The sequence below is a fragment of the Rahnella sp. GSA61A genome (assembly GCF_019969905.1).
Taxonomy (GTDB): domain Bacteria; phylum Pseudomonadota; class Gammaproteobacteria; order Enterobacterales; family Enterobacteriaceae; genus Rahnella; species Rahnella aceris.
Genome location: NZ_JAHXYO010000016.1, coordinates 31,237 through 46,281, shown reverse-complemented (window position 1 = coordinate 46,281; position 15,045 = coordinate 31,237). Strand labels below are relative to the sequence as shown.

12 protein-coding genes and 1 other RNA gene are annotated in these 15,045 nt (G+C 50.8%); 8 read left to right on the top strand and 5 right to left on the bottom strand.

The annotated features are described in order from the left end of the window. Nucleotides 1-125 precede the first annotated feature (125 nt). Entirely contained in the window at nucleotides 126-1,223 is a 1,098-nt protein-coding gene (gene ydiK, locus LC431_RS18825) for an AI-2E family transporter YdiK (protein ID WP_013576106.1), read from the top strand. 187 nt (nucleotides 1,224-1,410) lie between these two features. Continuing rightward, an RNA gene (rprA, locus tag LC431_RS18820) (antisense sRNA RprA) lies at nucleotides 1,411-1,521 on the top strand. A 137-nt stretch (nucleotides 1,522-1,658) separates the two neighbouring features. Here rprA and ppsA read toward each other — a convergent pair. Then, nucleotides 1,659-4,034, bottom strand: a complete 2,376-nt coding sequence (gene ppsA / locus LC431_RS18815) for a phosphoenolpyruvate synthase (RefSeq protein WP_153376259.1) — start codon at nucleotides 4,032-4,034, stop codon at nucleotides 1,659-1,661. Between the two features lie 508 nt (nucleotides 4,035-4,542). On the opposite strand from ppsA, the gene LC431_RS18810 reads away from it, so the two are divergent. The 6 genes from LC431_RS18810 (at nucleotide 4,543) to LC431_RS18785 (ending at nucleotide 10,560) form a co-directional block, all read left to right on the top strand. Then, complete coding sequence (locus LC431_RS18810; RefSeq protein ID WP_013576108.1) at nucleotides 4,543-5,364, top strand: pyruvate, water dikinase regulatory protein; 822 nt, start codon at nucleotides 4,543-4,545, stop codon at nucleotides 5,362-5,364. Between the two features lie 129 nt (nucleotides 5,365-5,493). Beyond that, entirely contained in the window at nucleotides 5,494-6,540 is a 1,047-nt protein-coding gene (locus LC431_RS18805; RefSeq protein ID WP_013576109.1) for a 3-deoxy-7-phosphoheptulonate synthase, read from the top strand. A gap of 349 nt (nucleotides 6,541-6,889) precedes the next feature. Next, the gene (locus LC431_RS18800; RefSeq protein ID WP_013576110.1) at nucleotides 6,890-7,927 is read left to right on the top strand and encodes a hemin-degrading factor; all 1,038 of its coding nucleotides are present in this window, start codon (nucleotides 6,890-6,892) and stop codon (nucleotides 7,925-7,927) included. Then, nucleotides 7,924-8,754, top strand: a complete 831-nt coding sequence (locus tag LC431_RS18795; protein WP_112152174.1) for a hemin ABC transporter substrate-binding protein — start codon at nucleotides 7,924-7,926, stop codon at nucleotides 8,752-8,754. Before LC431_RS18800 ends, LC431_RS18795 begins: the two co-directional genes overlap by 4 nt. Then, nucleotides 8,751-9,779, top strand: coding sequence for a FecCD family ABC transporter permease (locus tag LC431_RS18790; protein ID WP_370633893.1), 1,029 nt, complete (start codon nucleotides 8,751-8,753; stop codon nucleotides 9,777-9,779). The genes LC431_RS18795 and LC431_RS18790 overlap by 4 nt, the downstream gene beginning before the upstream one ends. Beyond that, the gene (locus LC431_RS18785; RefSeq protein ID WP_223510162.1) at nucleotides 9,772-10,560 is read left to right on the top strand and encodes a heme ABC transporter ATP-binding protein; all 789 of its coding nucleotides are present in this window, start codon (nucleotides 9,772-9,774) and stop codon (nucleotides 10,558-10,560) included. Before LC431_RS18790 ends, LC431_RS18785 begins: the two co-directional genes overlap by 8 nt. 46 nt (nucleotides 10,561-10,606) lie before the next feature. Here the strand turns inward: LC431_RS18785 and LC431_RS18780 are convergent, their stop codons facing one another. The 4 genes from LC431_RS18780 to LC431_RS18765 all read right to left on the bottom strand — a co-directional run bounded on the left by LC431_RS18780 (nucleotide 10,607) and on the right by LC431_RS18765 (nucleotide 15,037). Continuing rightward, on the bottom strand, nucleotides 10,607-12,061 hold the full coding sequence (locus tag LC431_RS18780; RefSeq protein WP_223510161.1) for a YdiU family protein: 1,455 nt from the start codon (nucleotides 12,059-12,061) through the stop codon (nucleotides 10,607-10,609). Nucleotides 12,062-12,203: 142 nt separating this feature from the next. Beyond that, nucleotides 12,204-12,932, bottom strand: a complete 729-nt coding sequence (locus LC431_RS18775; RefSeq protein WP_112197135.1) for an EAL domain-containing protein — start codon at nucleotides 12,930-12,932, stop codon at nucleotides 12,204-12,206. A gap of 515 nt (nucleotides 12,933-13,447) precedes the next feature. Next, nucleotides 13,448-14,461, bottom strand: a complete 1,014-nt coding sequence (locus tag LC431_RS18770) for a lipoate--protein ligase A (RefSeq protein ID WP_223510160.1) — start codon at nucleotides 14,459-14,461, stop codon at nucleotides 13,448-13,450. Nucleotides 14,462-14,557: 96 nt separating this feature from the next. Further along, the gene (locus LC431_RS18765) at nucleotides 14,558-15,037 is read right to left on the bottom strand and encodes an NlpC/P60 family protein (RefSeq protein ID WP_013576118.1); all 480 of its coding nucleotides are present in this window, start codon (nucleotides 15,035-15,037) and stop codon (nucleotides 14,558-14,560) included. Nucleotides 15,038-15,045: the final 8 nt, after the last annotated feature.

Below are 15,045 nucleotides of genomic sequence, written 5' to 3'. Positions count from 1 at the left end.
TATGTGGCGGGCTATCCAAAAGCCGTCGTATGTTCCATGCTTATTTTTAGCCCCCTGTTTATGAATATAGTGCTTGGAGGCACAGGGTTTGTGCCTTACTTCGTTTATCACATTGAGAAACATGAATGAATCTCCCAATTAAACGTTATGACTTGCCCCAGATTATGTTTGGGGTGCTATTTATTGCCCTGATGACCGTTGCCAGCATCTGGATTGTACAGCCCTTTATTCTCGGGTTTGTCTGGGCCGGGATGGTAGTCATTGCCACATGGCCATTAATGATCAAGCTCCAGCGCCTTCTCTGGGGACGCCGTTTTCTGGCCGTCATTATCATGACGCTGTTGTTGATCTTATTATTCGTCTTGCCTATCGCCTTGCTGGTCAGCAGCGCCGTGGAAAATGGTGCGCCGCTGGTCGAAATTGCGAGCCATCCTTCATCGTTACATATGCCTGATTTTCAGTGGCTGAACGCGATCCCGCTGGTGGGTAATAAGCTTTACAACGGCTGGCATGCCCTGATCAATGGCGGCGGGAACGCGCTGATGAGCAAAGTGCAGCCCTACGTCGGACAAACAGCAGCCTGGTTTGTGACGCAGGCAGGTCATCTGGGCCGTTTCATTGTCCACTGTGCGCTGATGTTATTGTTCAGTGCCCTGCTTTATAGCCGTGGAGAAAATGTTGCCATGGGTATCCGCCATTTCGCGGTGCGACTGGCAGCAGAACGTGGTGATGCAGCCGTTATTCTTGCCGGTCAGGCAATCCGTGCCGTGGCGTTAGGTGTCGTTGTTACCGCCATTGTTCAGTCAGTTCTGGGTGGGATCGGACTGGCCATCGCTGGCATTCCTTATGCCACCGTGCTGACCGTCGTGATGTTCGTGTGCTGCGTCGCGCAAATCGGTCCGTTACTGGTTCTGATACCGGCCATCATCTGGCTGTACTGGTCCGGCGACAATACCTGGGGCACCGTTCTGCTGGTATGGAGTTGCGTGGTTGGTTCCCTGGATAACGTGCTTCGCCCGGTTCTTATCCGCATGGGTGCGGATTTACCGATGCTGCTTATCTTGTCCGGTGTTATTGGTGGTTTATTTGCTTTTGGCATGATTGGCCTGTTTATCGGACCGGTCGTGCTGGCTGTCTCATATCGTCTGATTTCGCTTTGGGTCAATGAGGCTCCTGAGCCTGACATGGAACCTGAAGAAGCACTAAAAGCGCTGGATGAATAATTTCGTTGCGTTTTAACTGACCACCGGCGCTGCCCCTGATAATTCAACCGGGCAGCGCTTTTTTTATTCCTGCTTCCTTCCTGAATGACTCACACTAAAAACACTTCTTCTCATCAATTAGCATGAGAATAATATCTATTAGGAGAATTCTTACAGACTAAATACCTTGAGAAACTTAGTATTATTAACAGTTCGGATTTCAACCCACTGATTTATATACAAGCTTCCCCCTGAGCTGGTATACCCCAAATTGCTGTGTGTAGTCTTTGCCTGTCTGCTATGACGGGCTTTTTTTTTTATTTCTTTTCCTCACCGTTCTATTTATTCCGTAACCCGCTAACCGTTATTTTTATTCCCGTAACTTCCATCCCGGTAAAAAAGAAAAAGGCCGCCACCCGAAAGTGACAGCCTTAGCGTCAGTCATTAGTCATTTATTTACTTTTCAGCTAACGCTAACCAGGTCTGGACAACGGTATCCGGGTTGAGTGACAAACTGTCGATTCCTTCTTCCATCAGCCATTGCGCGAAGTCCTGATGATCTGATGGCCCCTGCCCGCAAATACCGACATATTTCCCCTGCTTCTTAGCGGCTTTGATTGCCATCGACAAAAGGGCTTTAACGGCTTCGTTTCGTTCATCAAAGAGTTCAGAAACCACGCCGGAATCACGATCCAGCCCCAGCGCAAGCTGCGTCATGTCATTAGACCCAATAGAGAATCCGTCGAAGTGCTCAAGGAACTGATCTGCAAGCAATGCATTTGACGGTATTTCACACATCATAATCACTTTCAGGCCATTTTCGCCCCGTTTCAGCCCCTGACTCGCCAGCTCTTTAACGACAGCTTCAGCCTGTGCCACGGTACGAACAAACGGGATCATCACTTCAACGTTAGTCAGCCCCATATCATTGCGCACGCGCTTCATGGCCTCACATTCCAGCGCGAAACAATCCCGGAAGCTGTCAGAGACATAACGACCCGCACCACGGAAGCCCAGCATCGGGTTTTCTTCGTGAGGCTCGTATTTTTCGCCGCCGACCAGATTGGCGTATTCATTCGATTTAAAATCGGACAAACGCACAATCACCCGTTTCGGCCAGAATGCAGCGCCGAGCGTCGCGATCCCTTCCGTCAGACGAGCCACATAATATTCACGCGGGCTGTCATAGCCCTGGATCATCTTATTGATGGTTTCCTGCAACTCCGCCGGCTGCTGATCAAACTCCAGTAATGCTTTGGGATGAACACCAATCATACGGTTAATAATGAATTCTAAACGCGCCAGCCCGACACCTTCATTCGGCAGACAGGCAAAGTCGAATGCGCGGTCAGGGTTACCGATATTCATCATGATCTTCAGCGGTAATTTTGGCAGCTCATCAATTTCAGAGCTCTGCACGGTGAAGTCCAGCTCATCCTGATAGACGTAACCGGTATCGCCTTCAGAACAGGAAACCGTCACTTTCTGGTTTTCTGTCAGTTTTTCAGTGGCATCACCACAACCGACTACCGCAGGAATACCCAATTCACGCGCAATGATGGCTGCGTGACAGGTACGCCCGCCGCGGTTGGTGACAATCGCCGATGCCTTTTTCATGATCGGCTCCCAGTCAGGGTCCGTCATGTCAGTTACCAGAATATCACCTGCCTTAACGTGGTGCATTTCGCTGATACTATGAATGATTTTTACCGGCCCGGCCCCAATGCGATGGCCGATAGCGCGGCCTTCAACCAACACTTTACTGCTGCCATTTAGCTGATAGCGTTCCATCACCTGACCGTTTGAACGAACTGTCTCCGGACGTGCCTGCACGATATAAAGGTTGCCGTTATGGCCATCTTTCGCCCATTCGATATCCATCGGACGACCATAGTGTTTTTCAATCAATAATGCCTGACGTGCCAGTGCCTGCACTTCGTCGTCCGTCAGGGAGAAACGGGTGCTCTGTTCAGCCGGCACATCTTCAATCTGAACCTGTTTGCCATGTTCCTGGCTCGGAGCATATACCATGCGAATTTTCTTCGAGCCCATCGTACGGCGGACAATAGAAGGCTTATTCTTTTCCAGCGTAGGTTTATGTACGTAAAACTCATCAGGGTTAACCGCACCCTGAACGACCATTTCACCCAGACCATAAGCCGAGGTGATAAAGACCACCTGATCAAAACCCGACTCGGTATCAATGGTGAACATCACGCCTGCAGAAGCGAGATCAGAACGCACCATGCGCTGCACACCAGCAGACAGCGCCACGCCACGATGGTCGTAGCCCTGATGCACACGATAAGAAATGGCACGGTCATTAAATAAGGAAGCGTAAACATGTTTCACGGCGGTCAGTACAGCATCAAATCCCTGAACATTCAGGAAGGTTTCCTGCTGTCCGGCAAATGATGCGTCCGGCATGTCTTCGGCAGTTGCGGAAGAACGCACAGCGAATGACGCATCAGGCTCACCGTCGGAAAGCTGCTGATAGGCCTCGCGGATGGATTTCTCAAGTTCAGGCTGGAATGGCGTCTCAATGATCCACTCGCGGATTTGCATGCCCGCCTGAGTTAATTGCCCGATATCGTCAACATCCGTTTTATCCAGCAACTCATGAATACGGTGGTTGACACCGCTCTGATCGAGAAAATCATTGAATGCCTGAGAAGTCGTTGCAAAACCATTTGGAACTGAAACACCCAGATCAGACAAATTGGTGATCATTTCCCCGAGGGATGCGTTCTTGCCCCCGACTTTATCAACGTCCTTCATACCCAGTTGGTTGTACCAGATAACATTGCGTAAATCGGGATCGAGATGAGCCATGAAACAATCCTTTCTTATTTATTTACAGTAAAAGTCAGTAGGCGTGCAAACCGGTTGTCTAGTCATTGTCAGCGACGCTTTTTCTGTCATTTAACAACGCTGTCATTTTGAGATTAGCATAATGATCCATAAGAGATGGACAGGTGAATCGATCCAGCAAATCAAACTATTTTTGTTTAGGAAAATTCCACAGCAGCAAAATTACTCACGCGATGGAAATCAACAATATTCCTTATGAATCATGGAGAAGTTGCCTTTAGTTTCGAAACTAAATTAATGCTAACAGAGCTGCTGAAGCTCTGCTGAAGCAAATCAAAAAGCTGCGAGAAATCGTGGAAAATTTAAAATACCATTTCATTTATTACAGTCATTTTGCGCACTGTCTCGCAGCAATGAGCAGAACATTGCTGGCTGGAACGAATACGCTTTTTATTTCCTGAAATTCTGGTTATTACTAAATAAGCGATAAGTTGAAGATAAATGAAGTGCGATAACTCAGGAGCAGTTTGTGGACAGATGCGTGTTTTACATTTCGGACGGTACCGCGATTACAGCAGAAGTTTTAGGCCATGCTGTGCTTTCACAATTTCCGGTAAATGCCACAACCTATTCACTCCCCTTTGTTGAAAGTGAAGAGCGCGCCAAAGCTGTCTGCCGGCAAATTAATGAAATTTTTGAGAAAACCGGTGCCCGCCCACTGGTGTTTTATTCCATCATTTCACCCAACATCCGCGACATCATTAAAAACAGTGAAGGTTTCTGTCAGGATATTGTTCAGTCGCTGGTCGCCCCCTTACAGAATGAGCTGGGCGTAGATCCTACCCCAATTGCCAACCGGACGCATGGCCTGACAGCCAGCAACATCAGCAAATACGATGCGCGCATTGCCGCGATTGATTACACGCTGGCCCACGACGACGGGATTTCCCTGCGCAACCTCGATCAGGCGCAGGTGATTTTACTGGGGGTCTCGCGTTGCGGTAAAACGCCGACCAGCCTTTATCTGGCATTACAGTTTGGTATCCGCGCGGCTAACTACCCATTTACCGCCGACGATATGGACAATATCCAGTTACCTGCCGCGTTAAAACCGCATATGCATAAGCTATTTGGCCTGACGATTGACCCGGAACGACTGACGGCAATTCGCCAGGAACGCGTTGAAAACAGCCGCTATGCATCTTTGCGCCAGTGCCGGATGGAAGTCTCTGAGGTAGAAGCCTTATTCCGCAAAAATCAGATCCGTTACCTCAACAGTACAAATTATTCTGTTGAGGAGATTTCGGCGAAGATCATGGACAGCTTCGGCATGAGTCGCCGGATGTTCTGAATCCTTTTACTGATGTAGATGGCATATCCTGCCGCCAATGGTTGAATTCATCGGGTTTTGCGTTATTGTGATCGGCATCACTTCCCGGTATTCCTGCCGCAGCGAAGAAACAAATTTTTCGAGAACACGATGTCACAAACAGATGAACTGCGTACGACGCGCATCGACAGCCTGATTACGCCTCAGGCACTGGCAGACAAACTGCCAATTTCCCCGTCGGTCGCACAACACGTGATGGAATCACGTAAACGAATTGAAAAGATTATCAGCGGTGAAGATCAGCGATTGCTGGTCGTTGTCGGCCCCTGCTCAATCCACGATATAGAAGCGGCTATTGATTACGCGGGCAAGCTCAGCGTATTGCGTGAAAAGTATCAGGATCGCCTGGAAATCGTCATGCGTACGTACTTTGAAAAGCCACGTACCGTTGTCGGCTGGAAAGGCCTGATTTCAGACCCTGAACTGAACGGTTCCTGCCGTGTGAATGACGGTATTGAGCTGGCACGTAAGGTATTACTGACCGTCAACCAACTAGGCATCCCGACAGCGACCGAATTCCTTGATATGGTGATCGGACAATATATTGCCGACTTGATCAGCTGGGGTGCCATCGGCGCTCGCACCACCGAAAGTCAGATCCACCGCGAAATGGCCTCGGCACTTTCCTGCCCTGTTGGTTTTAAAAATGGCACTGACGGAAATACCCGCATCGCCATCGATGCTATCCGTTCGTCGCGCACCAGTCATATGTTCCTGTCACCGGACAAAAAGGGTCAGATGACCATTTACCGTACCGCCGGCAACCCTTACGGCCATGTGATTATGCGTGGAGGTAAAAAACCGAATTATCATGCGGATGACCTCGAACAAGCCTGCCTGAATCTGGCGGAATTCGATTTGCCGCAGCGGCTGGTGGTCGATTTCAGTCATGGCAACTGCCAGAAACAGCACCGTCGTCAGCTTGAGGTAGCAGAAGATATTTGCCAGCAAATCATCAGCGGTTCAACTGCCATTGCGGGCATCATGGCGGAAAGTTTCCTGGTTGAAGGCACACAGCCCATCGTTCACGGCAAACCTCTGATTTACGGCAAATCGATTACCGACCCATGTCTGAGTTGGGAAGACACCGAGACATTACTCTCAATGCTTGCGCAGGCAACAAACAGCCGGTTCTGATCACTTTGCTGTAACCTTCTTAAGGGCAACTTTGGTTGCCCTTTTTTGTGTCAGTAGCAGGCCTGGGGGCGTGTAACCCTCTGTCTGTTCTGATGCTTCTCCGCGCATCCCCTCCTGCTTCCCCTCTTAAATTAAGGGGTTAACGCCACAGAATTACATTCCAGCGACAAAAATCTTCTTGATGTGTTTAGGTAATGATTTGATAATGATTATCAAATTGATATTAATTCCTATTACCACGCGTATATTAAACGTACTCTTGCCATAAATATTTTTACAAATCATTCACATAACATCGCAAGCTTTATCCGCCAAAGAGCGGGTGACTTTAGACAACGAGGAAACAGCAATGCATTCAGTTCACTATCAGGACTATTTACAGGCAAAAGAAGCTAATCCCGGTAAATATGCCCGCGATCTGGCGGGAATTTTACGGATAAGCGAAGCTGAGTTAACGGCTTTACGTGTTTCCCATGATGCTGCGCGTCTGGATGTTGATGCCCGTAGCTTGCTGGCTGCTCTGGAGAATGTCGGTGGCACCAAGTCAATCACCCGTAACAACTTTGCCGTACACGAGCAGGAAGGTCGCTATGAGAATCAGCATCTCAGCGGTCACGCCGGTCTGATCCTTAATCCACGCGCGCTGGACCTGCGTTTGTTCCTGCAACACTGGCTGCACATTTTCAGCCTGTCAGAAACCACGGCCCGCGGCGTTCGCCACAGCATTCAGTTCTTCGATGCGCACGGTGATGCCGTTCATAAAGTGTATAACACCGATGAAACTGACATGGCAGCATGGGACGCGCTGATTGCGCAGTACAAAAGTGACGTCAATCCTCCGCTGCAAATTGAAGTCGCCCCTGAAGTTCCGGCTCCGACTACAGCCGCCGACACCAGCACTCTCGATGCTGAATGGCGTGCAATGACCGACGTTCACCAGTTCTTCCAGTTGCTGAAACGTCACGATGTCACCCGCCAGCAAGCGTTTAAAGCTGTCGGGGATGATCTGGCATGGCGCGTCGATAACGGCTCGCTGACGCGTTTACTGAATATCGCCAAAGATGACCAAAACGAAATCATGATTTTTGTAGGCAACCGGGGTTGCGTGCAAATTTTCACCGGTCCGATTGAAAAGGTCATGCCGCACGGTGAATGGATTAACGTCTTCAACAAACAGTTCACCCTGCATCTGGTGGAAAGTGCTATCGCGGAAAGCTGGATCACCCGTAAGCCGACCAAAGACGGTTTCGTGACCAGCCTGGAGTTATTTGCCGCTGATGGTACGCAGATCGCGCAACTTTACGGTCAGCGTAACGAAGGCAATCCTGAACAAACTCAGTGGCGGGAACAACTGGCGCAACTTAGCAATGAAGGTGTTGCAGCATGAACAAAACCTTGAAAATGGTGGCCGCTATTACAGCATTGCTGGCGACCCCGATGCTGTATGCCGCTGAAAAGCTTGTCAGTATTGGCGGTGACGTTACCGAAATTGTTTACGCACTCGGTGCGGGCAACGAAGTGGTCGCCCGCGACAGTACCAGCTTGCGTCCGCAGGCAGTACTGGCCCTGCCGGACGTCGGTTATATGCGCCAGCTCAATACTGAAGGGATTTTGTCTATGCACCCGTCGCTGGTGCTGAGCAGCGAACTGGCAGAACCCTCACTGGTGTTAAAACAGCTTGAGCAGAACGGCGTAAAAGTGGTTCGTGTGCCGGGGAAACCTTCTGCGGACATCGTCCCGGATAAAATCGAAGTAATTGCCGCAGCGCTGAACCGTCAGGCGGAAGGTGAAAAACTGATCGCGACCTATCGTTCGCAGATTTCTGCTATTCAACACGATGCCCTGCCGGTAAAAATGTTGTTTGTGATGAGCCACGGTGGCATGTCATCTATGGCAGCAGGTCAGAATACTGCGGCAGATGCGATGATTACGTCTGTCGGGGCGAAAAATGCCATGCAGGGATTCAGTCGTTACCGTCCGCTGTCACAGGAAGGGGTGATTGCCGGTGCGCCGGATATCCTGCTACTGACCGCTGACGGAGTTAAAACCCTGGGTGGAATGGATCAGGTGTGGAAACTGCCGGGTGTTGCTATGACGCCTGCGGGCAAAAATAAGCGTGTGCTGGTCATCGATGATATGTCCCTGCTGGGCTTTGGTTTGCAAACACCTGCGGTGATGGCACAACTTCGTCAGGCTGCGGAACAAGCAAAATGAGTAGCATGAGCCCTCCGGTGCCGTCAGGTCGCCGTTCGCCAGTTTGGGCGATGATTGGCCTTGGCGGCGCTCTGCTGGTGCTGGCCGTGATGGCCGCGAATACCGGCGCGATGTCACTGTCGTTAAGGACGTTACTCGCACGTCCATTTGGCGATAGTTTATGGCAGGTCTGGCTGACAATCCGCCTTCCCCGCGTGCTGCTGGCGGTGGTAGTCGGTTGCGCGCTGGCCAGTTCCGGTGCGGTTATGCAGGGATTGTTTCGCAACCCGCTGGCTGATCCCGGCCTGCTTGGGATCAGCAGCGGCGCGGCGCTTGCGGTTGCCCTGACTATAGTGATGCCACTGGCATTGCCACCCTTGCTGGCCCTGTACAGCCATATGATCAGCGCATTTGCTGGCAGTCTGGCCATTTCAGCCATCGTCTTTACACTGAGTCGTTTCGGCCATGGTGGGTTATCGCGCTTACTGCTTGCCGGTATTGCCATCAATGCACTGTGCGGTGCCGCTGTCGGCGTGCTGACCTACGTCAGTGATGACCAGCAGTTACGCCAGTTCTCTTTGTGGAGCATGGGCAGTCTCGGGCAGGCGCAATGGCCGACACTGGCTGTGGCCTCTTCGCTGATCCTGCCAGCCTGTGTTGCTGCCCTGTTCATGGCGCGGCGCCTGAATATCCTGCAATTAGGTGAAGAAGACGCGCACTATCTCGGTGTGAATGTCCGCCGCACGCAGTTGCAATTATTGCTGCTGAGCGCCCTGCTGGTCGGGGCTGCTGTCGCGGTTTCTGGTGTGATCGGTTTTATCGGTCTGGTGATCCCGCACCTGTTGCGGATGCGTATTGGCGCAGACCACCGCTGGCTATTACCGGGATCGGCCATAGCCGGTGCCTGCCTGCTTTTGCTCGCTGACACGCTGGCTCGCACACTGGTTGCTCCGGCAGAAATGCCGGTGGGATTGCTCACCAGCCTGATTGGCGGGCCGTATTTCTTATGGCTGATCCTGCGCCCGGGAGTTCCGCGTAATGTCTGACTTTACTTCATCAATGGTTGCAGAAAATCTGACGTATTCCGTCAATAGCCGCCGGTTAATTGACGATGTTTCACTCAGCTTGCAAAGCGGAGAGATGGTGGCGTTGATTGGGCCAAACGGTGCCGGAAAATCAACACTGATGCGTATGCTGACCGGCTACCTGATGCCACAATCGGGGCAGATTTCGCTTCAGGGAAGACAACTCAATGACTGGCCGGCACAGGAACTGGCGCGCACCCGGGCAGTTATGCGTCAGAACAGTACATTGGCGTTTGGCTTTAGCGTGCGGGAAGTACTGACACTCGGGCGTTCACCGCACGGTCAGCAAAATATGCAACGGGCACTGACTGAAGTCATGACGCAAACCGATTGTCTGAATCTGGCAGAAAGAGATTATCGCCATTTATCGGGGGGCGAACAGCAGCGGGTTCAACTGGCGCGGGTACTGATCCAGCTCTGGCAACCCGACCCTTCCTCACGCTGGTTGTTTCTCGATGAACCTACATCGGCGCTGGATTTATATCATCAGCAACACGCGTTGCGTTTGCTGCGACAGCTAACCAGGCAAACGCCGCTGGCGGTATGTTGCGTGCTGCATGATCTCAATCTTGCGGCGTTGTATGCCGACCGGATTATTTTATTGCACGGCGGAAAAGTGGTCGCCAGCGGGACGCCCGTTGACGTACTGAGCGAAGCCATACTGAGCCGCTGGTATCAGGCCGATTTGAACGTCTGCCCGCATCCGGAAACCGCATTGCCGCAAGTTTTCTTACGCCAGTAGAGACGGTTCAATAAAAATGCCACATTCAGATGTGGCATTTTTTATCTCAGCTCGAACAAGATATTTCGAGGTGTTTTCCCCAGTCGGGTGGCAATTTCGCCATTTCATCATACTGAGGCGCATCGCTGTAAGGGTCACGCAATGCCTGGTGAAGTTGCTCCAGCGCACTGATATCATCCACTTCAGCCCTTTCGATGGCTTTCTGCGCCAGATAATTTCTCAAAATAATGCGTGGATTACTTTGTTTCATGGCGTCCTGCCGCGTGGCATCATCAATATCTTCCGTTTGTAAACGATGACGATAAGCCTGATACCAGCTGTCAAAAGCGTCACGGTCGATGAATTCATCCCGTAAAGGCGACGCGGCCTGCTGTTGTTCTGTCTGGCTGAGCAACCTGAAAGTCTGCGTGAAATCCCGCCCCTCTTTCGCCATCAGACTTAGCAGCCCGGTGAGCAGATCGTTATCCTGTTTATTCTCGGTAAAGAAACCGAGTTTGCCGCGCATCAGCGTGCCATAGGCTCTCATCAGCGCCGGTTCATACTCGCCAAGCGCGGTCTGGAGCTGTTCCGTGGACATCAGGCCGGATAACGTTTGTGCCAGACGATGCAGGTTCCAGTAAGCCACCGCCGGCTGATTATCGTAGCTGTAACGCCCCTGATGATCGGAATGGTTGCAGATATAACCCGGCTGATAATCGTCGAGGAAACCGTAAGGGCCGTAATCGATAGTCAGTCCGAGAATCGACATATTGTCGGTATTCATTACGCCGTGTGCAAACCCGATACTTTGCCATTGTGCAATCAGCGCAGCGGTTCGTTCCACCACACTGGTAAACCATTGCTGGTAGCGTGATGCGTCAACCGGCTCACTTTCCAGCAACCGGGGCCAGTGATGTGCGATGACATAATCTGCCAGTTGCCTGACATGTTCAGGCTGTTTGCGGTAGTAGAAGTGCTCGAAATGACCAAAGCGAACATGGCTTTCCGCCACGCGGATCAGCATCGCACCGCGCTCAGGCTGCTCGCGGAAAACCGGCTCATCACTGGTGGCAATCGTCAACGCCCGCGTTGTCGGCACCGATAAATGATGCAGCGCTTCCGAGGCGAGAAACTCACGCACGACAGAACGCAAAACCGCACGACCATCTCCCATTCGTGAGTAAGGTGTCAGCCCGGCCCCTTTCAGATGCCAGTCGAACCGTTTTCCGGAAGGTAAAACCTGTTCGCCCAGTAAAATACCCCGTCCGTCGCCCAGTTGTCCGGCCCACTGGCCGAACTGATGCCCGCTATAAACCTGAGCCAGAGGCTGCATACCGGGGAAGAGTTTTTCACCGCACCAGTATTCGCGATGCTGAGCATCGAAAAGCGAGTCATCCAGCCCCAGTTCACGCGCCAGTGGTTCGCTGTGATAAAGAAGCCGTGCGCCTTTTAGCGGCGTCGGTTGCAGTTGCGTGTAAAAGTCAGGCAACTGGTCAGCATAATGATGTTCAAATCGCGGCATAAATCCCCCTTTTTAATAGTGTAGGACTGCGGGACGTTAATTAACACGGAGCGAATGCAGGGAGATTATGACCTTGAGTGATAAAAAATCCCGGCACAGCAGGCGCTGGCCGGGATCCTGAGAGTGAAACAACCTGCGACGATCAGTGAAATTGGGTGGGCCGCACAAGCAGGCTGTCCAGTTCAGCGGGCTCAACACCAGGCCATAGCAAACCCTTCACCCCTTGTATTTCTACTTTGCGTAACGCATCAAAATAGTCCTGAGAGTCGAGCCCGTCGACCACAATATTACGGCAAAAACGGTTAACATTTCTTATCAGCGAGGGCATCACGATAGTGAAATGTTCCCCCTCACAGAGCTGCCAGAAAAGATTTTTGTCGAGCTTCACCCACTGAAAAAGATGGTCAAAAACGGGCACCATGTTAATAGTGCCTGAGCCGAAGCTTTCCAGACAAAGTGGAAAATATTGTTTTAATGCAACCAGTTGCTGGTTATTTTTGCCTTCGGAAAGACGCGGAAACGACTCGCTCAGATTAAGATGAATGAAAGTATGCATGCTGAACGCATTGCGGAGATTTTCATCTTCCAGCAATAAGGCCACCTGTTTTTCCTCAACACTGATATTCAAAATAACCTGATTATCGCTAAACCATCGGGCATGCTCACCCGCCCATATCTGTTGCTCATTAAGAAACCGTAATAACTGCTGCGGTGTTAACAGGTTCAGTACCAGTTCTGTGGGCATGACTAACTTGCTGTCTGCGCTGGAAAAACGGCAAATTAATTCTATGGCGAGTAATTTCCCGTCAATGGTATAGACCGGCTGGCACAGGTAGCTGCTGTTAAAGGCCGTATCGAATTGTATTTTCATTTTTGTCCAAAACATCAACGGCACGACTAATTGATTAATAACTTTTTTGACTATCAATCAGATCATAAAGATACCGGAGCCCCGAGGCGAAACCGAAATATTAGAGAAATTGATATCAATAAAGAGCCTGTCCGGTTGTAAGTGTACAGAGACGACCACACGAGCGGCTGCGATTCAAAGTTTTTAAAAACGCCTTTCCCTTATTGCCTTCTTTTTAGGGGTTATAACAGTCAACACAGGGATTTCAGACTAATCTTATCGCCAGAGGTGAAAACACGCAACTTGCCTTGTGAGCGCTATCAATCCTTTTTCAACAAGAATTCCTGCTTTGTTTTGTGCTAATGCCCAAAAAGCATGTTACTAAATATTTTAGCTAATGGTTATAGTGTCTTATGGAATATTGCGCAAGTGACGGGATTCACAACCGGGCTTTTAAGAATGATGAGTAATTTTGCTAAGGTAATAATAAACCGGAGGTTATTCGTCATCATCACCGACCTCCGGCATTCTCAACTTTACTGGATACAACGCACCAGCCAGTTTTGCAGTTCAGTGAGTTCAGCCTGCATCGCCGGATATCGGATAATGATGCGCTGGCAGGCTTCCCCGACGTCCTGCGCGTGATAGCGCGTGCCTGCCAGCTCTGCGGCTAATCTCTGTAACGGTGCGGGATTAAGGCTGTCGGTGAAAATCTGCGCACGGCTGATGTTGCCCTTCTCCACATCAAAGTGAATATCCACCCCGCCCCAGACAAACCGTTCGTTCAGTAAATGGCTGAAGGCCGGTGCTTTGCCGAAATTCCATTCCCAGCTGCTTTGCTTAGCAAATCTTTCGGGGAATCCCGGAATGTCAGGAAACACCTCCGGAGAGATGATTTCAGGTTTTACATTCCCACCATACCAGTCGAAAAATGCCGCAATCACGGCCTGGCAAATTTGCTCATGATTGATATCCGGCACAAACTCATTGAGATTCGCGACCCTCGAACGCACCGAAGTGATCCCTTTCGCCTGCAACTTTTTGACGTCCGGATTGAGATAGTTGGCGAGACGGCTGAGATCGGCATTAAGCAGTAACGTGCCGTGATGGAAGCCGCGGTCGGCTGTTTCACGATAGGCGGAACCGGAAATTTTCCGCTCGCCTTCCGGCGTCTGTACCACCAGATCGTTACGACCCGAGGCAGTAGCATCGATACCCAGCGTTTTTAGTGCGTTGAGAATAATGCCGGTTGAAATGCTTTTATCGTATTCCGGTTTACCCGCCATGAAGGTGAAGCAGGTATTCCCGAGATCGTGAAAAACCGCCCCGCCGCCACTGCTGCGCCGCGCCAGACGAATGCCGTCTTCTTCCATTCTGCGGGTATTGCATTCTTTCCACGGATTCTGCGCCTGCCCGATAACCACGGTTTCGGAATTTCGCCAGAGGAATAACACACGCTGCGTGGTCATCTCGCGGAAAATACAATCTTCTACGGCCAGATTGAACCAGGGATCGTAAGAATCGGAAAGTAATAGTCTGAGAGGTTTCATTGCATATTCATCCTGAATGAGTCTGCTTTGATAATAACAGCAAAAAACAGGATGAAATACGCAGTGAAATCAGGGGGAATGCGATTGGGCACCGTGTCAGATACGGCGCGCCTGCCAGTACACTTTTCGCCAGTAAACGTTGTCGAGTGAAGAACGGGTCACGCCCTGGCTGGTCGAGGCATGAATAAACTGATCGGCAGTATCATAAATACCGACATGCAAACCATTTTCACCGCTGCCGGTTTTGAAGAAGACTAAGTCGCCGGGCAACAATTCATCACGTGGCACTTTGGTGCCAATTTTGGTCTGGTCGGCGGTCGTTCTCGGCAGCACGACGCCAAACCGATCGCGGTAAGTGCGGAAGACAAAACCAGAACAGTCAACGCCGCTCGGTTGTAATCCGCCGTAACGATACGGGGCACCGTGCCATTGGCTGAGCTGGTCGTTAAGCTCGGCCACGACAGTAATAGAATCGGCAAACCTGCCGCTTGGCGGCGGAGCGTGGCTGCTGCAACCGTTAAGAATTAATGCGGCAACGGCCAGCAGGGAATACATGGATACGGATGAGCAGCGCATAGTGCATT